The organism is Bacillus safensis FO-36b (genome assembly GCF_000691165.1).
Lineage (GTDB): Bacteria > Bacillota > Bacilli > Bacillales > Bacillaceae > Bacillus > Bacillus safensis.
Map to the genome: position 1 here is coordinate 85739 of NZ_ASJD01000008.1, position 20941 is coordinate 106679.

The 20941-nt window shown below is 41.0% G+C and carries 21 protein-coding genes; 2 read left to right on the forward strand and 19 right to left on the reverse strand.

All coding sequences use genetic code 11. From position 1 onward, the window contains the following. Nucleotides 1-2: 2 nt before the first annotated feature. The 15 genes from BA81_RS15430 to BA81_RS15500 form a co-directional block, all read right to left on the reverse strand. Nucleotides 3-710, reverse strand: a complete 708-nt coding sequence (locus BA81_RS15430; RefSeq protein ID WP_034283500.1) for a response regulator transcription factor — start codon at nucleotides 708-710, stop codon at nucleotides 3-5. A 140-nt stretch (nucleotides 711-850) separates the two neighbouring features. Beyond that, complete coding sequence (gene xynC, locus BA81_RS15435) at nucleotides 851-2116, reverse strand: glucuronoarabinoxylan endo-1,4-beta-xylanase XynC (RefSeq protein ID WP_034283503.1); 1266 nt, start codon at nucleotides 2114-2116, stop codon at nucleotides 851-853. Nucleotides 2117-2151: 35 nt separating this feature from the next. Next, entirely contained in the window at nucleotides 2152-3690 is a 1539-nt protein-coding gene (locus tag BA81_RS15440; protein ID WP_034283506.1) for a glycoside hydrolase family 43 protein, read from the reverse strand. 220 nt (nucleotides 3691-3910) lie between these two features. After that, a complete protein-coding gene (locus tag BA81_RS15445) occupies nucleotides 3911-5371 on the reverse strand; it encodes a CoA-acylating methylmalonate-semialdehyde dehydrogenase (RefSeq protein ID WP_034283509.1) in 1461 nt (486 codons plus the stop codon). Between the two features lie 327 nt (nucleotides 5372-5698). Then, entirely contained in the window at nucleotides 5699-7039 is a 1341-nt protein-coding gene (gene melA, locus BA81_RS15450; protein WP_034283510.1) for an alpha-glucosidase/alpha-galactosidase, read from the reverse strand. A 31-nt stretch (nucleotides 7040-7070) separates the two neighbouring features. Continuing rightward, nucleotides 7071-7901 carry a carbohydrate ABC transporter permease gene (locus BA81_RS15455; RefSeq protein WP_034283511.1) on the reverse strand — a complete coding sequence of 277 codons (831 nt, stop codon included), beginning with the start codon at nucleotides 7899-7901 and terminating at the stop codon, nucleotides 7071-7073. Further along, nucleotides 7901-8833: a carbohydrate ABC transporter permease gene (locus tag BA81_RS15460; protein WP_034283543.1), complete on the reverse strand. Its 933-nt coding sequence runs from the start codon at nucleotides 8831-8833 to the stop codon at nucleotides 7901-7903. Before BA81_RS15460 ends, BA81_RS15455 begins: the two co-directional genes overlap by 1 nt. 30 nt (nucleotides 8834-8863) lie before the next feature. Next, nucleotides 8864-10120, reverse strand: a complete 1257-nt coding sequence (locus tag BA81_RS15465) for an ABC transporter substrate-binding protein (protein WP_034283512.1) — start codon at nucleotides 10118-10120, stop codon at nucleotides 8864-8866. Nucleotides 10121-10338: 218 nt separating this feature from the next. Further along, a complete protein-coding gene (locus tag BA81_RS15470) occupies nucleotides 10339-11379 on the reverse strand; it encodes a LacI family DNA-binding transcriptional regulator (RefSeq protein ID WP_025093198.1) in 1041 nt (346 codons plus the stop codon). A gap of 186 nt (nucleotides 11380-11565) precedes the next feature. Beyond that, complete coding sequence (gene alsE, locus BA81_RS15475; RefSeq protein WP_034283513.1) at nucleotides 11566-12258, reverse strand: D-allulose 6-phosphate 3-epimerase; 693 nt, start codon at nucleotides 12256-12258, stop codon at nucleotides 11566-11568. A gap of 17 nt (nucleotides 12259-12275) precedes the next feature. Then, nucleotides 12276-13538 (reverse strand): PTS ascorbate transporter subunit IIC, encoded by a 1263-nt coding sequence (gene ulaA, locus BA81_RS15480; RefSeq protein WP_034283515.1) that lies wholly within the window; start codon nucleotides 13536-13538, stop codon nucleotides 12276-12278. 25 nt (nucleotides 13539-13563) lie between these two features. Further along, nucleotides 13564-13830 carry a PTS sugar transporter subunit IIB gene (locus BA81_RS15485; RefSeq protein ID WP_034283517.1) on the reverse strand — a complete coding sequence of 89 codons (267 nt, stop codon included), beginning with the start codon at nucleotides 13828-13830 and terminating at the stop codon, nucleotides 13564-13566. A 15-nt stretch (nucleotides 13831-13845) separates the two neighbouring features. Continuing rightward, nucleotides 13846-15918 (reverse strand): BglG family transcription antiterminator, encoded by a 2073-nt coding sequence (locus tag BA81_RS15490; protein WP_108909007.1) that lies wholly within the window; start codon nucleotides 15916-15918, stop codon nucleotides 13846-13848. A 269-nt stretch (nucleotides 15919-16187) separates the two neighbouring features. Continuing rightward, entirely contained in the window at nucleotides 16188-16628 is a 441-nt protein-coding gene (locus BA81_RS15495) for a hypothetical protein (RefSeq protein ID WP_034283522.1), read from the reverse strand. An 89-nt stretch (nucleotides 16629-16717) separates the two neighbouring features. Continuing rightward, nucleotides 16718-17680 carry a helix-turn-helix transcriptional regulator gene (locus BA81_RS15500; protein ID WP_034283523.1) on the reverse strand — a complete coding sequence of 321 codons (963 nt, stop codon included), beginning with the start codon at nucleotides 17678-17680 and terminating at the stop codon, nucleotides 16718-16720. A gap of 108 nt (nucleotides 17681-17788) precedes the next feature. Here BA81_RS15500 and BA81_RS15505 point away from each other — a divergent pair, with 108 nt between their 5' ends. Beyond that, the gene (locus tag BA81_RS15505) at nucleotides 17789-18268 is read left to right on the forward strand and encodes a GyrI-like domain-containing protein (protein WP_034283524.1); all 480 of its coding nucleotides are present in this window, start codon (nucleotides 17789-17791) and stop codon (nucleotides 18266-18268) included. Between the two features lie 21 nt (nucleotides 18269-18289). After that, nucleotides 18290-18754, forward strand: coding sequence for a hypothetical protein (locus tag BA81_RS15510; RefSeq protein ID WP_034283526.1), 465 nt, complete (start codon nucleotides 18290-18292; stop codon nucleotides 18752-18754). A gap of 253 nt (nucleotides 18755-19007) precedes the next feature. Here BA81_RS15510 and BA81_RS15515 read toward each other — a convergent pair whose 3' ends face one another. From BA81_RS15515 to BA81_RS15530, 4 genes are all read right to left on the reverse strand, one after another. Continuing rightward, the gene (locus tag BA81_RS15515) at nucleotides 19008-19427 is read right to left on the reverse strand and encodes a hypothetical protein (RefSeq protein WP_034283530.1); all 420 of its coding nucleotides are present in this window, start codon (nucleotides 19425-19427) and stop codon (nucleotides 19008-19010) included. A 132-nt stretch (nucleotides 19428-19559) separates the two neighbouring features. Continuing rightward, nucleotides 19560-19922, reverse strand: coding sequence for a hypothetical protein (locus BA81_RS15520; RefSeq protein ID WP_034283531.1), 363 nt, complete (start codon nucleotides 19920-19922; stop codon nucleotides 19560-19562). Between the two features lie 143 nt (nucleotides 19923-20065). Further along, nucleotides 20066-20425 (reverse strand): ribonuclease toxin immunity protein CdiI, encoded by a 360-nt coding sequence (cdiI, locus tag BA81_RS15525; RefSeq protein WP_226340878.1) that lies wholly within the window; start codon nucleotides 20423-20425, stop codon nucleotides 20066-20068. Between the two features lie 19 nt (nucleotides 20426-20444). Continuing rightward, the coding region (locus BA81_RS15530; RefSeq protein WP_162176182.1) for a CdiA family toxin C-terminal domain-containing protein at nucleotides 20445-20941 on the reverse strand (497 nt) is incomplete at its 5' end.

A 20941-nucleotide genomic window follows, 5' to 3' on the forward strand; every position in this document is an offset into this window, starting at 1 on the left:
CCTTACGCATCCTTTACAACAAATTTATAGCCAAGCCCTTTGACTGTGACGAGAAACTCTGGTGTGGACGGGGAATTTTCTATTTTTTCCCGAAGTCTTCGGATATGAACCATCACCGTATTGTCAGAACCGAAGAAGTCTTCCCCCCAAACAGTTTGATAAAGCGTTTCTTTACTGATGATGCGGTTCGGGTGCTGCAAGAAGTAGGTCATCAGCAGAAGCTCTTTCGGCGTGAGCTCAATGACCGCGCCATTTTTCTTCAGTTCTGCTTGCTGCTCGTTTAACTCAAACGGCCCTTTTTTGATGACGGGATCCGCTTGAGATGACTGCAAGTATGAGAGCCGTCTTAGCTGCGCTTTCACCCGGTAGGCAACTTCCTTTGGACTGAACGGTTTTGTAATGTAGTCATCCCCGCCGATGGCAAGTCCTACAATTTTGTCTGTTTCCTCTCCCTTTGCTGATAAAAAGATAATCGGAACATGGGAGGTCTCTCTAATTTGTCTGCAAATATCATAGCCTTCACCGTCTGGCAGCATAATATCAAGTATGACAAGATCAGGCTGTTCTTGATGGAATTTCGTGAGCCCATCACGGGCAGTTGAAGCTGTTATAACGCGATCAATGCCTTCTCTTGTTAATACTGTGTTGATTAATTCTAAAATTTCTTTTTCGTCATCGATCATTAATACTTTGCTTTGATGCTTTGGCATACATTGATCACTCTCCTGAAGTCATTGCCATTATTATACCCAATGTAAGAACATAGTGAAAAAATCAACTTCCTATTTGCATAAAAAAAGCCAATTTTCTTTTGAAATGAGAAAATTGGCTTTTGGTGATTCAATTGATTCTAGCGTTTGACTACAAATGTTGTCACACTTTGAGCCGGGAGATGAGCCCAAAATTGATTACCTGATATATTTAAGTCTGTACCGGGCTGAAGGTTGCTGTTGCTACTTGTAATCCATCTTGATGCTTGCGAAGCAGTTCCATTTTGCATCACAAAGTGCTGATTGACTCCTGTATTGTTTTTGTTAATCGCGACAATGACAACCTGATTGTTTCCTTTGTAGGCAGATACGAAAACATTTGGTTCAGGACTTTTCGTTGCATCAATTCTGACGTATCCTGGGCGTACAAACTTGGAGAAATGCGCCATGTTGTAACCGCGTTTACTGATCAGGCCATCTTCCTTCATAGGGCCGTAGGATCTGCGGATGTACCACCAAACATATGCCTGAAAGTCCCCTTCTACCATCGAATGGTGAATATGCTCTGAAACCCCTAATGCCTCAGGCCAGCGGTCCGCTGAATTGTTATCGCTATTCGGGTAGTAGACCTCTGTCATCCAAAGCTCCTTCCCCCCTCCTTTTTGTTTGAACAGAGGATATGGAAGCTGGCTGATTTGAGTTCCGTACAAATGGGCTCCGAGAATGTCCATATTTCCAAGCGCTTGCGGATCATTTAAGATAGGATCTGATATATTTTTAAGGTATTGAAAGGATTCTGGCGCAATCACGCGGGCATTAATGGAGCCGGCATTTTCTCTCATGAAACGCAGGATTTCCTGAGGAGTCCACCATGTCCATTCATGTGCATAATCAGGCTCGTTTTGTACTGATATCGCATAGAGATTGACGCCATTATTTTTCATATACGTCACAAAATCGTTCAGATGCTGAGCATATGCAGCGTATTGATTGTATCTCAGCCGCTTTGCAGTTGTACCATTACGGTTGAAAGTCTCGACCATATGGCTTGGAGGATTCCAAGGTGAAGCGATCACTAAAGCTCCATGCTCTATTGCTCTTTTGGCTGTGGCGACCTCTCTGTGCCAATTATTTCTGTTCTCATCTACAAAAATTCTTAGAATGGAAAACCCTAATTGATTCTGCCCATTGCCAAAAGCGGTTTCCCTTTGAGGTGCGGTCAAATCACCAATCCAAGCCGGGTGGTTCATTCCGCCAAAGCCGCGAATCACTTGTCTTTCTGCATTGATATTAATATTGGCATCTGCTGCTGAAACTTCAGTTGCGCCAGGTCCGATGAACATGACAGACAGCATGGTGAAGCAGATCAATAAAGTACAGATTGTTTTTTTGATCATTGACATCAAATTTTTCCACTCTCCTATCATTTTCTCATCCTTTGTTATTGAGTAAACCGCCAGGAATCAAACTGAAATAGGTTTGCACCTGTTCCAGTAAAGACAAAAAATACGTTGTGCACGCCAGCTGCTCCGTTTACAGTTGTTTCTACTTCTCGCCAGTTGTTCGTTCCGCCTGTGGAAGGGACATTTAATGTTCCGACGAGTCTGCCGTCAGGGCTTCCGAGGCGTACTTCTATTTTTCCGCCTGCATTTGATGCTACATTCGCTTTAAATGTTCTTGCGCCGTTTGATCCGAAATCGACGTTACTGGCAGCCACCCAATCTCCGTTTTGAATGTTTGTGACATGCTGGTTATTGACCGGTCCGCCTGGAGCTGAAGAGGCCTCTGTCAAAATGCGTCCATTCCATGCAAATGTTTCAGCTTCTACCCGCTGATAAGGATTCAGGTTGGAAAGCTGTTTGACCCCTTCAAAATTGGCTGCAACCTCTCGAAGGGAGCCGTCAGCATTATGCACAAGCTTATTAATATGCGGAGATCTGTAGCCTTTTCCTGCCCCGTATAAAGCAGAGCTGACCGTTTGGGTATGATACACGACATACCACTCGTTTTTAAAATTGAACACCGCATGATGGTTGTTACCGCCGCCGCCAAAAAATGCACCCGGATTTTTCAGGAAGTGCCCTCTATACGTAAAGGGACCCATCGGACTTGAGCTCGTCATATAACCGATCTCACCAGGTGGTTTATCTGCTGGGTGGGAGCCGCCAAAGTTGATGCAATAGGAATAGTAATAGGTTCCGTTATACTTATGCATCCCTGAGTCTTCAAACATAAAAGGAGCATCAATGGTCGAGGCGCTACTGGCAACACTTGTCATATCAGGCCCTAGTTTTAAGACTCTTGCTGTTTTAGGATTGGCCCATTGTCCCTGCGTTGGATTAGAACCGCCTGGTACGCCTCCACCTGCATATAAATAACCAGTGCCGTCATCATCTACAAAAACGGCTGGATCAAACAGCCATACAACCCCGGACATTCCTGGTGTATTTGGCGTGACAAGCGCTTTTCCGATAGGATCTGTCCATGGACCGATTGGGGAATCTGCTGTCAGAACACCAATCCCTCCGCCGCTGTTCGCAAAATAAAGAAAAAATTTATCTTTCCCATTGATTTTTTTCACCGCCGCTGATGGAGCCCAGGAAGCACCTGCCCATTTAGCAATCCCTTTGCCGCCATTTGCCCCATTTGCACCGGCTACTGGAATCGCGCCATGATCTGTCCAGTTCACCATATCTGCTGAAGAGATGACGAAGACCCTATTCAAATTGGCAAAAGAATTATCTTTAATCGTACCGTTGCTGTGATATTCATAGTCATCACTCGACATATAAATGTACACTCTTCCGTTATAGGTGAGCGCAAACGGATCAGCGCCCAAGTGGTGGTCTATGAGCGGGTTTGCATTTCCTACACGTTTTGCAATTGTTGTGCTTGCCGCACTCGCATCATATACCGGTAAACAACTCAGTACCAAAACAAAAATCAATAAACCAACGCCGCACTTCATCCTCGTCCTCATCGTTTCATTTCCTCCTGTTTTCATCTTCCTAATATTGGGGTTTAGGCCCAATTTCAAAATATGTTGATAGATACTGATGAAGAATGAATAGAAAGAATGATTTCTAGTGCAAATCCTTGCTAGAATCACGATGAAAACCCTTACTTTTTGACTAGAAGACAACAAAAAATGCAGTTCTCCTTTTGGAACTGCATTTTCTAAGTTAATTGATGAGTGTTGATCACATATAACGAGCGGTCACCATCTTCTTTCTTGTGTAAAACTCCACTCCGTCTGTTCCATTGGCGTGCAAATCCCCGTAGAAAGAATCCTTCCAGCCGGAAAACGGGAAGAATGCCATTGGTGCGGGAACACCGATATTGACGCCGAGCATCCCTGCTTCAATATTTTCGCGAAATTCTCTGATGCTTGATGCACTGTCTGTGTACAGGCAGGCACCGTTCGCAAATTTTGATTGATTAGACAGGTCGATCGCTTCTGTCAGTGAAGAGACACGAACTATTGATAAGACTGGGGCGAAAATCTCGTCCTGCCAAATTTTCATTTGATTTGTCACATGGTCAAAGATCGTTGGTCCAACGAAATACCCTTTTCCATTTGTTTCGTTATCTTTCCTGCCATCTCGAATGAGACTTGCGCCTTCTTCAATCCCTGACTGAATGTATTGAAGCGTTCGCTCCTTATGTTCCTCTCGAATGACTGGACCAAGAAAGACCTCTTCATTTATTCCGTTTCCAATGACAAGCTCATTCGATTCATCAACTAATTTTTGAATGAGATCATCTGCCACTTCTTCTTCCACTGCGACAACGGCCGCGGCCATGCAGCGCTCTCCTGCTGATCCAAAGGCAGCACCAATGATTTGTTTCGTTGCCGCGTCTAAATCTGCATCTTTGAGGACAATGGAGTGATTCTTTGCGCCAGCAAGTGCTTGGACACGTTTGCCATGCTCTGTGCCTTTTTTATAGACGTATTCTGCAACTGGCTGAGAGCCGACAAATGAAATGGCTTTGACCTTTTGGTGTTCAAGCAGACCATTGACGACATCATGAGCTCCATTGACAATGTTGAGAACCCCTTTTGGAAGACCAGCTTCTTCAAATAATTCGGCTAATCGTGCGGCAAGAATCGGCGTGCGCTCTGAAGGTTTTAAAACAAACGTATTTCCGCAGGCAATGGCAAGCGGGAACATCCAGCAAGGAACCATCATCGGAAAGTTAAATGGTGTAATTCCGCCGATGACGCCAATTGGATAGCGGTACATGCCAGATTCGAGTCCAGATGCGATATCTGGTAATTGTTTTCCCATCATTAAGGTTGGTGCACCAGCGGCAAATTCGACACATTCAATTCCGCGCTGCACTTCTCCTTTTGCTTCTGTGATGCTTTTTCCGTTTTCAATCGTTACGAGTTCAGCCAGCTCATCCCATTTGTCAACGAGTAACTGTTGGTATTTAAATAAAATGCGTGCACGGCGGGGAACGGGAGTTTTCGACCAAGTGGCAAATGCTTCTTGTGCTGCCTGTACCGCATGTTCGACATCTTTTTTTGTTGAAAGCGGCACTTCTGCGATGATCTCGCCAGTAGCTGGGTTATATACTTCCTCTGTTTGACTAGTTTCTGCCTCAATCCATTGTCCGCCAATATAATTTTTCAACATTTGTACATCTGTTTTGGTCATGTTCCCTCTCTCCTTTTTATGAAAAAATGTAGGATTTGTTTAGTTGTCATTGTCTCATCTAACGGGCGCCCATCTGTATACACTCTTTGTCAAATATTATTGTTGTTTTGGTTTACGTTGTGATAAAAGCTTGCTCTAACGTGTGATAGGTTGCCGCCCAGCCATTTGTTTGTGAGAAATGATTCCGGAATGTGATTCACTCATGATTTGTTTTTGATTAACTTTTGGTTAACTTTAGAAAAATCATAATATTAAAAACGCTTTCAGTCAATCCTCTATTTGCAGCATAAAAAAACCTGATGCGCATTGCATCAGGTAGAGGCTGGTTTATTTCTGTAAATTGGTTGATGCGGCATATTGATTCGGATCTGCAAAATGCGAGAGCATCTCACCATGTTCTTCAATGAGTTCATCGCATAATTTGATGATGTCATCAATCGACAGTTCAGCACTTGTGTGTGGATCTAGTAATGCCGCTTGATAAATGTGTTCTTTTTTTCCGCTGATTGCTGCTTCGATGGTCATGAGCTGTGAACTGATATTGGTCCGGTTCAGTCCCGCCAGTTGTTCAGGTATTTCTCCGACATAGCATGGCATGATCCCGCTCCGGTCTGCAACACACGGCACTTCGACACACGCTTTTTCAGGCAGGTTGTGAATGAGGCCACCTGTGTTCAGCACATTCCCGGCAAATTTAAAGGGAACGTTCGTTTCAATCGCTTCAATGATACGTGAACCATATTCTTTTGAGCGGGTATGTGTGATCTGTGTGTTCCCCACTAGATCATGCTTCATTGTATTCCAATTGTTGATTTGTTCCTCGCAGCGTCTCAGGTATTCATCGAGCGGAATGTTAAACTGACCGATTAGTTCTGGGTACCGTGATTTGATGAAATATGGATGGTATTCGGCATTGTGCTCTGAGGATTCTGTGACATAGTAGCCGAATTTATCCATCAGTTCAAAGCGTACCATATCATGATGCCTCGATTGCTGTTTTTCTTTTGCTCGTCTTTTGATTTCTGGATACAAGTCTTTTCCATCCCGTTTTACCTCTAATAACCATGCCATATGGTTAATGCCGGCGATTTTTTCTTCAATGCCTTCATGTTCCATTTCAAGAGATTCAAATAGGTCCTTTGTACAGACTTGCACACTATGACAGAGACCAATCGTTTGAACCTGAGTATAGCGCAGCATCGCACCTGTCAGTGTGGCCATTGGGTTCGTGTAATTTAACAATAAAGCATTTGGACAAACCTCTTCCATGTCCTTTGCAAATTCCAGCATGACAGGAATCGTTCGAAGGGAGCGGAAGATGCCGCCGATCCCTACCGTATCCGCAATCGTTTGTCTTAATCCGTATTTTTTTGGTATTTCAAAATCAATGACAGTACTTGGCCGGTAGCCTCCAACTTGGATGGCATTGATAACATATTTCGCATCCTTTAAGGCTTCTTTCCGGTTGTGATAGGACTGGATGGTCACATTTGCACCGTAATTTGCTTTTAAATGCCGGAGCATCGTTTCTGATTCTTTCAGCCGGTTGTGGTCGATATCATATAATGCGAATTCAAAGCCTGCAAGGGCGGGAACAGACAGACAATCTCCTAATATATTTTTAGCAAACACGGTACTCCCTGCACCGATAAATGTAATTTTAGACATAGACGATTCTCCTTTTTACATCTATATTGGGCTAGCCTTTGACAGAGCCTTGTGAAAGCCCTGCGATAAAATATTTTTGCAAAAGTAAAAACATCGTGACCATTGGCAGCATCGCAATGAGTGCAGCTGCCCCAACGAGCTGAAGCTGATGCTGATTTTGACCAAAAAAATGGGATAAGGCGACTGTGAGTGTATGCATCTCTTTATCTTGCAAAAAGAAGATAGCAAATTGATAGTCGTTCCAAATATACACGCAGGCAATAATTAATACAGAAGCGGTAATGGGCTTCAGAAGCGGAAAAACGACTGTGAAAAAAACTCTGAGTGTCCCTGCACCATCAATACGGGCAGCTTCTTCAAGCTCCTTTGGAATTGTCGACCGGATAAAGCCTGCGTATAAGAAAATTGTCAGCGGCAAAAAAGCAGCCACATTATTTAAAACAGCAATTTGATAGGTGTTCATCATCCCGATTTGAACGACCATTTTATAGAGCGGGACAAGGGCTGTAAGCGGTGGAATGACCATAATGGCAATAAATAAAACATAGACTGCTTTATTCAGCTTTGTGTTCCTTCTTGCGAGCGGATAGGCTGCAAGAGATCCAAACATAATAAGCAATACAGCGGAACTGAACGTAATGATCACTGTATTCAAAAAGGACTGGCCAAGCTGAGCCTCTGTCCATGCTGTGCGGAAGTTTTCAAGATGCAGTGCTTTCGGAAACAGCCATTTTGAACTGAAATCTCCTATCCCCTTTAATGATGTCGTCACCAAAATATAAAATGGAATGAGGTGCAGCAATGTGATCAATAGTGCGAGGAAGGAGTAGCATCTTTTCTTGCGTTTGTAGGCGTTATCCATCACACCTCGGTCTCCTTTCGTTTGAAATAAATCAGCGCTGCGACACTAATGACAAGGATGATGACCGCCATAAACACCCCTTGCGTCGCTGCATAGCCTGCATCCTGACGTTTGAAATACAGATCATACATAAAGGTCGACATGGATTGCGAGGAATCTCCAGGTCCGCCGCCCGTGAGTGCTACAATGACATCAAAGAGCTTGAGCCCGCCAATGACATTCAGCACAACATTAATGGTGATCGACGGCATAAGCAGCGGCAATGTAATCCGCCTGAATTGCTGGAAGCTCGATGCGCCGTCTAATTGAGCCGCTTCATAATAATCCTTAGGAATACTTTGAAGTCCTGCTAAATAAATGATCATCGCAATCCCGACGAATTGATATGTGTTGACAAGCACAATGATCCATGTGTTGAATTGCGGGTTGCCGAGCGCATTTATTTGATCAAATCCAAAAAGCGTCACCACATCATTTAAGGCACCGCCTTGGTAAGCAAACACAAAATACCAAATATAGCCCATCGCAATCGGGCTGATCATGACAGGTAAATAGATGACCGTTCTTGTGATGGCTTTCATCTTTAAGCTTTGATTTAATAAAAGAGCATATCCAAGTCCGATGATATTTTGTAAGACAGTGCTCCCGATTCCATAGAGAAGCGTGTTTTTGACAACAAGCCATGTCGTTTGATCCTGAAGCAGCCGCCCATATTGCCCAAGACCAATCCATTGATAAGTTTGTGAGAAACCGTTCCAATTCGTAAAAGAAAGCTGAATGCCGTTCAAAAAAGGATAAATGATAAAGGTACTGACGACGAGAACAGCTGGCATGTACATCCACCAAAGTGATGAATTCTGGCGTTTTTGTATCTTTTGTTTTGGTAAAGAGGTGAATGCGGCTGGCTGCTTTGCTTTTGTGATGTCATTCATTGGCTTCACTCCTGTTTCAGCATCCATCGGCTATTGTTTTTTCAAACGCTTATATTCCTCTTCCATTTTCTTTGATAACTGTTCTGGTGTGATGGAGCCTGCTAATAATTCTTGACCCGTTGTTGCCATGACCGCCCACATTCCGCTTGGTAAGTATTTTCGATCGAAATACGGTTCAATCTTCACCTGTTCGTATTGATCGTAAATTGCAGAGTAATAGTTTTTCGCTTTCACTTGTTTTAGAGCTGTTTCAGAGGATGTGCCCTCGGCGATTTTTTTTGCGTTTTCAGGTTTTGCTAAAAAATCGATGAATTGTTTTGCTTCTTTTAGATGCTTAGAGTCTTTCCAAGCAGCAACAGTAAAACGTTCTCCGCCAATCCAGCTTTGTTCATCTCCTTCATGAATGGCTGGAACAGGCATCGTGCCTACTTTGATCGATGAATTCAGCTCTGTTGCTTCAGGTCCTAAGGATCCTCCGACAAAGGTGAAGGCGATTTTGTTTTGTGCCATGAGTTCAGGCGCTTGAGAGAGTTTCGCTGTCAGGACATCCTTGTTTAAAAGGTCTTGATCCTTCAGATCTTTCATGAATTGTGCAAGCGGGGTATAGAGAGACCAATCAAATGATCCGTTTTCAAGTTCCTTTCCGTATTGATGCTTTTGATCGGTGATTAATAAAGGCGTCGCCAGCTCATCAAAGACTTGGGCAATATTTGAGTTATCTCCTCCTGGTATCCAGAGCGGCACAACATCTCCTTTGCTCTTTTCTTTCACTGTCAGCAAAGCAGATTTTAATTCATCAAGTGTTCTAGGGACTTCTATGCCATATTCTTTTAATAGATTGGCATTAAAGCTAAGCCCGTCTTTTGCTTGATTCAGCGGGTAAGCGTACACTTTCCCATCTTGGTCTTTTAAAATTTGGTCGAGTGAAGGATCAAGCTGTTTGACCCAATCCATCTCTTTTAAATCAGCCACATACTCGCTATAGCGCAGTTTGGCCCAGCCATGTGTATCAAACAGGTCTGGCATATCGTTTGCTCCCATTTTGACGCGGATCATATCTTCATAGCTGTTGCCTGGGAAATTAGCATCGATTCGAATCTGCTCATGCTTCTTCTCAAACTCACGAATGACTTCTTCAAACGCTTTTCTTTCCCCGCTGTTGCTCATTGTTGAAAATAGCGTCAAGGTGACCTTTCCATTTGCTTCAGATGAGCTGTTATTACCGCAAGCAGACAAAATCATGGTCAAGAACATGGCTGCAGTCAGCAGCATGATTTTTTTATTCATGGTTTCCTCCTTTTGATCACTGAAAATTCAGACGATTATCGGTAGAATTCATGCAGTTGCGGAAACAAAGGAAGTCCATTATACTGGAATTCTATTCTTTTCAAAGAGATAAGAGAGCATAGCGGCAGGCTGCCTTGTTCTTAGCATGATCTGGCCATCATGCTAAGCAGCTTGCTTTCTGCTTTTTTGTCTCTTTTTTGTGTTCTGAAATCTATGGTTCACCCCCTTTCATGGATGAGACATGTACTGCCTCGCTCGATGAGTGTTGTTGGCACGACGACTTTCAGAGGAAGTTTTCTTCCGTTTATTCTCTCAAGCAAAAGCTTCAGACCGACTTCCCCCATTTCTTCTGTATATACTTTGACGGTCGTAAGCGGCGGGCTTGAAAATGACGCGGCTTCAATGTCATTAAACCCAACAATGGATACATCTGAAGGTACGTGTAGACCGGCTTCATGCAGAGCGCGCATTGCGCCGATTGCCATAGAGTCACTTCCAATGAAAAAGGCTTGCGGCAGTTTTCCCTTTTTGATCGCTTGCTGCATAAGCGTATAGCCTTCTTGCATGGAGTATTCACCAATGTGGATGTCTTCCATATGAAGAGCGCCCGCCTCCTGCATTCTTTTCATAAACGTCGTTTGTCTTTCGTCCTCAATCACAGCATTACCTTCAAAATAATGCTCCCGCTCTTTCCCGCCAATATAGCCTAGATGTGTATAGCCGAGAGATTGCAGATGACGAATGGCGCGATCTGCCGCTCTGACAAAATCCACATGTACACAATCATACAGATCTTCATCCGCATAATGATTGATAAAAACAATGTGTTCCATTCGATTTGTCATTTTTTCAACCGTATCGGGGCTGATTCGTCCAATGACGATCAAGCCGTCAATATCCTTTAGCATCGCCCCTTTATCCATGCTTCTTAGGCGAAAGGTATGGAGAGTGGACAGGCCTTGTTTGGCATATTCTTTTTCAATTCCTTTTCGAATCGATGAAAAAAAGGGATCATTTAATTCTTCGTCAATGGATTGAGCGACAACGACACCGATGACTGGGGATTCAGATGGGCTTTTTTCTTCTGCTTGATCGGCTTTTCTTGCTCTCACTGGGGTATAGTTTAACTTCTTAGCAATGTCGAGGATGTTTTGTCTCGTTGCGTGTGAAACGGCAAGCGTTTGATCGCCATTTAACACACGGGATACAGTGGAAACGGACACTTTTGCATCATGAGCAATATCTTTGAGTGTGGTCATAGGCAAACTCCTCATCGTTATTTGACTAAATATTTACTAAAGATATATGAAGGATAACACATAAATAAAGCGCTTTCAATTATGAATTTTTGATTTTTATTTTGTTTTTGGGTAAGTTTTGGTGAATGAATTGTGTTTTAGTAAAATTTGCGTAAAAAGAGAGGATGGTTTTCATCCTCTCTTTTACTAACGTGATTCGATTGAGGCTGTTTCTTTTGCAAATATTTGCTTCATTCTTTCCCAAGCAGTGTCGAGTTCTTTATGAAGTCCAAATAAACCTGAGGTGCCGATGATGTAGATCTCATTTCCAGCCTCAGCAAGCAGCCGGAACGTGCTCTCATTACAAGAGCCGTCTACTTCAATTGAAAACGAGTATCCTTCGTGTTTTTTGATATCTTTCACCTGTTTAATTTTCTGAAGCATTTCTTTAATAAAAGGCTGTCCGGCAAAGCCTGGATCGATCGTCATGATCGTCACTCTGTCTATTAAATGAATAAAGGAATCTAATGCTGCAACAGGTGTGGCGGGATTTAGAACAAAGCCAACCTCACATTTTCTTTGGTGAATATGGCGTATGATTCGAAAGGCATCTTTTTGCACGACTTCTGGGTGTAAACAAATCATCGTTGCGCCTGCATCAATACATGCATCGATTAAAAATTCCTGCGGATGTTCGGCCATTAGATGAACATCAATCGGTAAATTTGTCAGTTTCCGAAGCTGTTCAATGAAAAAGGGTGATAACGTAATATTCTTCACATAATGCCCATCCATCACGTCAACATGGTACCGGTCTGCTCTCGTGTTGAGAAGATGAATTTGTTCACGGAAATGCGTTAGATCCATGCACATCAGTGAAGGTGAAAAAACGGCTGTCATTCTCAGGCTCCTCCTTTTTACAGTTGAAATAAAAACTTGATCAATCCAATCAAGATTCCGATGATACCAAAGTCTGTATCTCCAAACGTTGTCCCTTCAAAGCCAAGGGTTCCTAACACAGGTAATAAACAGGCAGGTAAAAAGGAAAGAAGCAATCCATTTACAAAGGCCCCAGCGACTGCACCTCTTACCCCTCCTGTTGCATTGCCATACACGCCTGCTGTAGCACCGCAAAAAAAGTGCGGGACAAGACCAGGGACAATGACAGTTAAACCAAACAAAGGTAAAAGAAAAATGGATACAATGCCTCCTGCAAAGCTGCATAAAAAACCGATAATGACCGCATTAGGCGCAAATGGAAAAACGGTTGGCGCATCAAGTGCCGGCTTTGCCCCCTTCACGAATCGATCGGCAATCCCTTTAAATGCAGGCACGATCTCGCCAATGGCCATCCGTACCCCTGCTAAAATAATGTACACACCAGCAGCAAACGTAATCGCCTGAATGAGAATGAAGACAGCGAAGTTCGTGCCCCCGCTAATTTGTTCTATATAAGGAATTCCTGCAAACGGTGCAATTGCAAAGAACAGTAAAGCCATCGTAATCGAAATGGCAACAGATGTATCTCTTAGAAAACCGAGTGATTTAGGCACTTGAATGGTTTCCGTTGATTTTTCAGGAGATCCAACCCATTTGCCGATCATTCCCGCAGTAAAATAACCGAAAGTACTGAAGTGTCCGAGCGCGAGATCATTGCTTCCGGTGACTTTCCTCGTAAACGGCTGAAGGATTGCGGGTGCAATGACCATAGCTGCACCTAATATCATTGAGCCAGTGGAGATGAGCAGCCACCCGTGCATGCCGGCTGTCGAGAGAACGACGGCGAGCATCGCCGCCATATACAACGTGTGGTGACCAGTCAAAAAGACGTATTTAAAGGGTGTGAATCTTGCAAGTAACAAATTGACCAGCATACCAAAAATCATGATAAGTGCTGTCTGTGTACCGAATTCCTTTTGAGCAATGGCGGCCATAGCATCTGTATTTGGGACAACCCCTTGAATGTGAAAGGCTGCTTCAAACATCTTTCGAAAAACCCCGAGTGAATCAGAGACGACTGTAGCGCCCGCCCCTAATATTAAGAAACCCATGGTTGTTTTCAAGGTGCCTGACACAGTGTCTGCAGCTGATTTTTTCTGTAAAAGTAAACCGGCTAGTGCAAACAAACCGATGAGAATGGCAGGTGTGCCCAATATATCGTTCATGATCAGTTCTATCATGATGTGAATCCCCCTTTTTCATGACTTAAATATGTTGACGAAGGACGTCTTTAATGGCTTCCTGGTCTAACAAATTGTTTAAGCCAGCCACATTTCTTGTGCCGTCATTCAGCTGGTCAATAATATCAGCTGCTCCGATATAAAGGTCTGCTTGTTCATTTTTACTTGTACTGAGATCGGTATGATCCACTTTAGCTTTAAGACCTAATTCTTCTAATGCTTTTTTGACATTCATTTCTACAATAAAGCTGCTTCCTAACCCGTTTCCACATACAACAAGAATTTTTTTCATTTTCTTACTCCTCCTTTATACTTGTGAAAATTGGTCGATTAGTTTTTGAACCGATGCTAAATCTTCTGCTTCAATCAATTGTTTCGTCCGTTTCTCTTCACTTAACAGCATGGTCAGCTGTTTGAGTGCTTTCAGGTGGCTCATGCTGTCAATAGCCGCTAGCACTATGACGAGCCGCACCTGCTTTTTTCCATCCTTTGAAAACGAAATGGGCTGTTTGAATGACATGAGTGTCATGCTCAATTTGTTCACGCCGTCCTCGGGCCTTGCATGTGGAATGGCCACTTGTGGTGCAATGACAATATAAGGACCATTTTGATGAACAGACTGTATCATGGCTTCTACATAACTTGGTTTAATAGCATGTTGATTAAGTAAAGGCTGCGCCGCTTTTGTAATCGCCTCTTGCCATGTGTCTGCTGTTTGGTGGAGCTTGATGGTTTGTTCTGTTAATAAATCATTTAACACTGGATTCCACCCTTTCTGATAGGATACATATGTGGGATAAAGCAGCTCCCGAATATCATGAAGCAGTGCTTGTTTATTTTGTACGATGGTATGCTGCTGAATGATGTTAAATAAAGCGTTTACATGCTTCTCTTCAATCTTCGTTTCTGAGCCTTTCCCGTATTGAAGTAATGTTTTTTTCTCATAGGCAGTTAAAATAGGATGAACGAGATGAACTGGTTTTCCTTTAAACGAAATAGGTGTTGTGGACACAACGAAATCTGCATCAACGGCTGTTAATTCTTCATATGCACGCTTTGATAACAGTCCGCGTACTTCAATGTAGCCGATTAATTCGAGAAGCTGAGTTTTCAGCATGTTACTTGTGCCGATTCCTTCTCCGCAGACAATGTATACAGAACGCCTGACAATGGATGAAATTCCTTCTCTTCTCATCCAGCTGCCAAAATGCATGGCGAGATATGCAATTTCATGGTCACTCAACTTTGAACAGGCCGCCTTTTCTAAATGACAAGCAACTTTTTGAGTGATTTCAAACACTTCTGGCTGTGCCTTTTTTATAGAATCCGTCAATTCATTGATGATACCAATGTGATAGATGAGCCTGTAATAAGCTGGAATTAAATGCATTGTTAAGTTTTGCTCCAATGCTTTTGGTTCTTGAAAGGTAATACAAGCATATCTCTGAAAGTCAAGTATCATTTGTCTGGCGATGGTGCGAATGAGATGTTCTTCTGGTTTTTTAATTGATGGAAGTTTTTGTTTTTTGGCACTGAGCCATAAGGTGCTAAGAAAATAGATCTCATCATCATGAACAATGAGACTGGCCTCTTTTTGAATCTGCGCCATGAAACGAATAGCAGCCAAGCATTCCTCTGTTTCCTGCAATGTTCGCTTTTCTTCGTTTGAAATGTGTACAGCATGCCCCAGCTTCATCCGCTTGAAGTAGAAAAAGAGATCCAAAGAGAGCTGTTCCAGCATCTCATCTGCAAATTCAAGCTTAAGTTCTTGTTCTGACTGCTGGAGGAGATGGTGTACCCGTTTGGATGAAATAGGTCCCTTTAACCAAAACGACGGAAACGTTTTTTCGTTTTTTATCATGGTGCGAATGAAATGTATATAAGGTTTGAGTGCCAATCGAATGGCCCTTTCGTCTCCTGACATTACATAGCCGCTTGCTGATTGATAGCGGAGTGTGATCTCCTGCTTTGAAAGCGCTTCTTTTAGCTGTTTCATATCCTCGAGCAATGTATTTCGGCTCACCTTTGTCATCTTCATAAAATCATCAATTCTTAGGCAATGCTCGCTGCATGCAATGGATAAAAGCAAAATGGCCCTTCGTTCCTTTACACATGGTTCATAATCGTGACCAATAAGAATGGTATCAGCTTTTTGAATAATGACTTCTTTTTCATGAGGGTTTAAATAATAGCCAAGTTGGCCTTTTCGCTGCACACCACTAAGCTGATGAGTTTCCAGCCAGCTGTTCATTCGTTTGATTTCAGCGTAAACGGTTCGAGTCGAGACATTCATTCGATTCTGTAAATCTTCTATTGATAGATAAGATGTCGTATGAAGCAGCATAGATAGTAACGTCGTGCCCCTTTTGGTTAAGTACAGTTGGAATTCCTCCCTTCTTCCCTTTGGTTATAAGTCTAATCAACTCACATGCATCAAAGAAGCCCAAATGTCTTCAGCACGTGCTGTGCAGCGATTGTGTGCTCTTTTCATTAAGAAAAACACACTATAAGGCTTGTATACAAAGAGTCCTTTGTCTTTTTTACGTGTTTAAGGAGCAATAAAAGCAAAAAACCTTGATTGGTATAAAGCCATTCAAGGTTTTTTCACTTCTTATCATCTTTTATTTTTCCTATACGTGACGATCAAAATTATTTGTTGTTTAAACTAAATCCGAAATCCAAATAGTTTTCAAATGAAAGACAGATACACCAATCCCCTTCTAATGATATAAAGTAGTGATGCTGTGGGATATCTAAAAAATAGACTAGTAACTCTTTTAAATGTTTTAATTCAAACTGGTACCCAAACTCTGTAAGGTTATCCCCTATGTAAATTACTTGTAAGTCATTAGCTAAATATTTTTCTTTTAATTCAGTTATAAATAGAGGAGCATCAGAAAGTAACGATTCATTATTTGAGCTCTTACTATGGTGTTTATTGGTTTGTAACCAATTTATTTTTGAAACAGCAAAAACAAATTTTTGTTCTATTAAATCTAAATAAATTTCTGGATTTTCATGTACTTTGACATATTTAAGTAGGTCTTTTAATTCCAAATCCTTTATTAGATCTTCATCATAAGAATTCAATAAAATGAACCCCTTTATCTAAATGTATTTATTTAACTACCTTCTTGTCAAAATTCATAGGAATCGCTGTGAGGTCTAACCAGCATTGATTATGGACAATATAGGAGGAGTCTCTCTTGTAAACCTTCCAAGATTTCTACAGGCATTTCCCTGACCTTGATATCATCGCCTAGGAAAAATAGCCAATTTGTTATTTCGGTTATTTCTTCTGAATGATTAACATCGATAAAAGTCTTTAAAATGGCTGTAGTTTGGTAAGGATTCGTATAAGAAATTGACATTTTGAAAGGATGGTATTTTTTGAACTGTGCAATTGCCTTTGGACCAAGTTCAAGGACAAGGTTGATTACTTCCTCCTGTTTACTTAGTTTTTCTAAAATCTTTTTCCTGCTTAATCTATTTTTTGTAGAGCATGGTTCTACATCTGTGAGGTTGTCGACAGGCAAAATCCGTTTCTTCTCTTCCTTTAAATCAAAGCCTTCAATCAGCCAAAGGCTTTTTTCACGATAAAGATTCAAGAGGTAAATAGGATAGGACTTTATCACGTTCTCCTCTCTCATGGTAATCAGTAAATATCGATCCAAAATAAGCAGTTGGATTAATTTTTCTAACATGGGATGAGGGAGATCTGTCAAATCAAGCAGATCAGGATTATTTGGATTAGTCCCTTCAAATAGCAAGAGGCGATTTAACAGAACAAGGTCATCTTGCTGGGTTTCTGAGATGAGTCCTAGTAATTTTTCAGCTAAAGACTGGCGACTCTTTAAATAAGGGAGTTGTTGGTTTCTTGTGGCCATAAAGGCAATAAAAAGAGCTTTAATCTCATTATCGGTAAAACGAACAGTTGGCAGGACGGAATTGTTCATCACAAAATACCCCCCGTCCCTTCCGACTTCTGCGACAAGCGGCATCCCCATAGCTTCAATTTCTCTGATGTCTCTAATTGCTGTCGAACGAGAGATATTAAATTCTCTCATGATTTCAGAAATTGTAAAGTTGGCGCGGTTGTTGATATACCGCATGATGGTATTAATCCGTTCAACTTTTTTCATCTGGCCCCCCTAAACAGTATCATTTTTTGACATGGTTTAAGCCTATTATATATTTATCAAGTGAAAAGAAAAAACATTTGATCAATTTTTCAAAAGGATGTGTAGAATATGACAGATTATATACTAGAACAAAAAGACAGCTTTCACGTGTTAGGTATTGGAACTGAACTTAAGAGTCATTACACAGACTATGCGGGCATAACGAAGGAAAAAGCAGACTTTTGGCAAGCAGTCACAAAAGAAGGTAAGCTTGACACCTTAAAAGCCATTGCCTCAAATGACTATATTTTTATCGTAAACGAAGCGATAAATAACAAGCTGATGCATTATGTCGGGGTCATGACAGAGGAATCGTTACCAGAAGCGGACAGAGTGATTCAATTTCCTAAAGGGGAATATCTAATCGTTAAAGGGGAAGCTAAAACCGCTGATGACTTGCATCAAACGCTTACTGGTATTGCATTTGGTCAAGTCTTGCCTGAAGCAAAGAATTTCGCCTATGTTGGTGGACCAAATGCAGTGGTAGAGATGGGGCAGCGTAACGGCTTATTACTTGGTGAGATGTGGATTCCTGTTGTACGAAAATAAGAAGGATATGGAGGGATAGAAATGGCCTATATCGTTGATTTTAAAAATGTGTCTACGATTGGTTTAGAGTCTTCACCTGTAGCAGACGCACTTGCTGGCTTACGAGCGAATGAGGCTCGTTACTTTATGAACAAATATAAGCATGAATTGACAGTATTACCTGCCAGCGAAAGTCAGGAGACCCTTGATTATGTGAACCGAGTGTTAAAAGAAGAACGTGAACTAGAGTTTGCAGCCAAACCTTTAGAAACGGCAAGTTTTCAAGTAGAAAATATCAAATGGACCTACGTCTTTTATGAAGATGGTCTTGCAATTAACGTCCTGTATACAGTGGATGACCCGAAAAAACGTGCTGTTGGTTTTAAGCTTTCTGAAGGGATGGAAGTACCAAAGGAATTAGAAGGGAAATTTAAATTTGCTAGGCAGAAGTCTAAACTAGCTGGAACGATTCGTGGGTCATTTTTTAAAATTAAAGGGGAATATTGAACTCGAATTTGTGAATCTGATGAAACAAATAAATTAAAATTATTTCCCCCTTCTAAACAGAGCAGCATTCTCTATGCATTATTAGAGGATATTTTTCTGTTTATTGTACCAACTTTATTTTCTTATGAAGAAGTTATACGATGAGGTCGATCCCCTTTTGGTCGTTTTTTTAATTTGAAGTCCAATAACACAAAAAGACTTGTAAGGCATTAAGCCAATCAAGTTTTTTTTGCGTAATCTCATTAAAAACGAACTAATTTGAATTCATCTTTGAAAGAAAGTCTTGAAAAATTACTTTTACTAGTGAATTCTCAGTAGTAGCCACTACATGATTTACACGTTCTAAAATTTGAGGATGCTTCAATATCAATTTCTTTCCTTCTTCAATTGGGAAACTTCTCAATGTATCAATACAAATCTCAAATAATTCTTTATCATTAGTATTCAACAAATCTATTAAAATATTTAACTCATATTCATTGCACTCATTATCCAGGCAATAAGCAATTTTACGCTGCCACTCTATTGGTTTATTAAGCACCTGATTTGATAGTTCTTCCCAGTCATTTAGGCTAAAATCAGAGAGTATCTCACTAGCAATCAAACACCCGTCATCATACCATGAATCTACTGTTGTATCAACAGATAAAAGATTATCTAATTCTCTAAACATATTGAATCCCCTAATTATGAAATTACTCTGAGGACACATTCGAGTACCTACAGCCCCAAAAATTGATCATAAACGAGTAAAAACTGAAGAAACTAGCGATGTTAATTTGTTAGTAATTAAGTATCTACTATTTTATTTCCACCAGTTGGATGTAATTTCTTTCAAATGAAATTCTATAAAATCAATCACTTTGGTATAGTCATCCGAGCTGAATTCCTGAATAGGATTGTCCCAATCTGTATTTTTAACTATTAGAACAATATAGTTACCATCAGAAGATAAATCGGGATACCACCCTAAATCCAACGTTATTGATGATTTCTCATGATAAAGTTGTAATAAACTTTCAGTGAACATAAACCATCTATCATCTTCTGTTTCTAACTTTTTAGGGTCAATTTCCCTGAAGTTATTATAACGTACAATCCAACCTTCAGTTATTCTTAAAGGATGAATGTTGAATACAGGGACTTCGAGTTTTATATTTCTTCTCATTATTCTCCAACTTATTCATAAATTTGATAGTAATTTAAGTCCTAATTTATTATTTAGCCTATAAATTATCAATTAGAATTGTCTTTAATCATTCTACTAATTTCAATACTTAGTTGCTCAACTATTTTCAGAGGTTGCTTCTGTCAATTGGCCAATCTATATTTTTCAAAAACCTTCCTTAACACCTCGCTAATAGTTTTCTTATCCTGAGGATACTCTGTAATGTACGTGTTACAGGCTTGCTCAAGATAATAGTAGAATGTCTGATAATCAACAATAACCTCATCATCATGAAGTGCAAATAGTACTCCATGAAAGGGCTCCTCGTCGGGTTCCAGATCATTTGGAAATGTGCAATCCACATCGTTAATTCCATAACCTACCCCCGTAGATAAATGCTGAACAATATTTACAAAGCTATCATCAGTAATGGCATTGAAAAAAGCCACCACAGGAAAGTGTTCATCTCTTAACATTTGAGTTTCTAAAATTTTTTTTAACATACTATCTGAATCCTCCTACCTATAATTCAGGATAAAACGAGGTCACTGCCCCATCCTTATCTGTATAACCTCTCCATTTTATACCTTGTCCATCATAACCTTCCCATTCTCTCCCTAAAACACCTTTTGAAGAAGCATTATTTACAGCTTCTTTTCCTCGTTTAATAAAATCTTCATCAGAAATTAACTTAGGATCATAAACAGTTTTATCAAATGGCTTTGCTTTCCATCCAATTTTTTGACCTGTTTTAGCATCTAAAGAAGGAACTTGGTAAGTTATTTTTTCCACTCCTGGCAAAGCATCATGCTTCTTAACATTTAATATATTTACATCATTTTTCATAAATTCATCTTTGTTATGCGCCCCACCAATTCCTCTTCTCCTTGGAACATTGGGATCAACTTTTCTTATATGATCTTCTAAGCTAGATGAGAACTTAACTTTTTCCCTACCCGTAATTCCCATCTTCCCCCGAAAGCCTTTCGCCCCAAACGGCAAAAGCATCCCCAGAGCCG

Coding starts and splice junctions, on each gene's coding strand:
- BA81_RS15485 (WP_034283517.1), bottom strand. CDS start 13,830: ATGAAAAAAATTCTTGTTGTATGTGGAAACGGGTTAGGAAGCAGCTTT.
- BA81_RS15520 (WP_034283531.1), bottom strand. CDS start 19,922: ATGAGAAGAAATATAAAACTCGAAGTCCCTGTATTCAACATTCATCCT.
- alsE (WP_034283513.1), bottom strand. CDS start 12,258: ATGACAGCCGTTTTTTCACCTTCACTGATGTGCATGGATCTAACGCAT.
- BA81_RS15505 (WP_034283524.1), top strand. CDS start 17,789: ATGACAGATTATATACTAGAACAAAAAGACAGCTTTCACGTGTTAGGT.
- BA81_RS15455 (WP_034283511.1), bottom strand. CDS start 7,901: ATGGATAACGCCTACAAACGCAAGAAAAGATGCTACTCCTTCCTCGCA.
- melA (WP_034283510.1), bottom strand. CDS start 7,039: ATGTCTAAAATTACATTTATCGGTGCAGGGAGTACCGTGTTTGCTAAA.
- cdiI (WP_226340878.1), bottom strand. CDS start 20,425: ATGTTAAAAAAAATTTTAGAAACTCAAATGTTAAGAGATGAACACTTT.
- BA81_RS15430 (WP_034283500.1), bottom strand. CDS start 710: ATGCCAAAGCATCAAAGCAAAGTATTAATGATCGATGACGAAAAAGAA.
- ulaA (WP_034283515.1), bottom strand. CDS start 13,538: ATGATAGAACTGATCATGAACGATATATTGGGCACACCTGCCATTCTC.
- BA81_RS15465 (WP_034283512.1), bottom strand. CDS start 10,120: ATGAATAAAAAAATCATGCTGCTGACTGCAGCCATGTTCTTGACCATG.
- BA81_RS15440 (WP_034283506.1), bottom strand. CDS start 3,690: ATGAGGACGAGGATGAAGTGCGGCGTTGGTTTATTGATTTTTGTTTTG.
- BA81_RS15445 (WP_034283509.1), bottom strand. CDS start 5,371: ATGACCAAAACAGATGTACAAATGTTGAAAAATTATATTGGCGGACAA.
- BA81_RS15460 (WP_034283543.1), bottom strand. CDS start 8,833: ATGAATGACATCACAAAAGCAAAGCAGCCAGCCGCATTCACCTCTTTA.
- BA81_RS15470 (WP_025093198.1), bottom strand. CDS start 11,379: ATGACCACACTCAAAGATATTGCTCATGATGCAAAAGTGTCCGTTTCC.
- BA81_RS15510 (WP_034283526.1), top strand. CDS start 18,290: ATGGCCTATATCGTTGATTTTAAAAATGTGTCTACGATTGGTTTAGAG.
- BA81_RS15500 (WP_034283523.1), bottom strand. CDS start 17,680: ATGAAAAAAGTTGAACGGATTAATACCATCATGCGGTATATCAACAAC.
- BA81_RS15515 (WP_034283530.1), bottom strand. CDS start 19,427: ATGTTTAGAGAATTAGATAATCTTTTATCTGTTGATACAACAGTAGAT.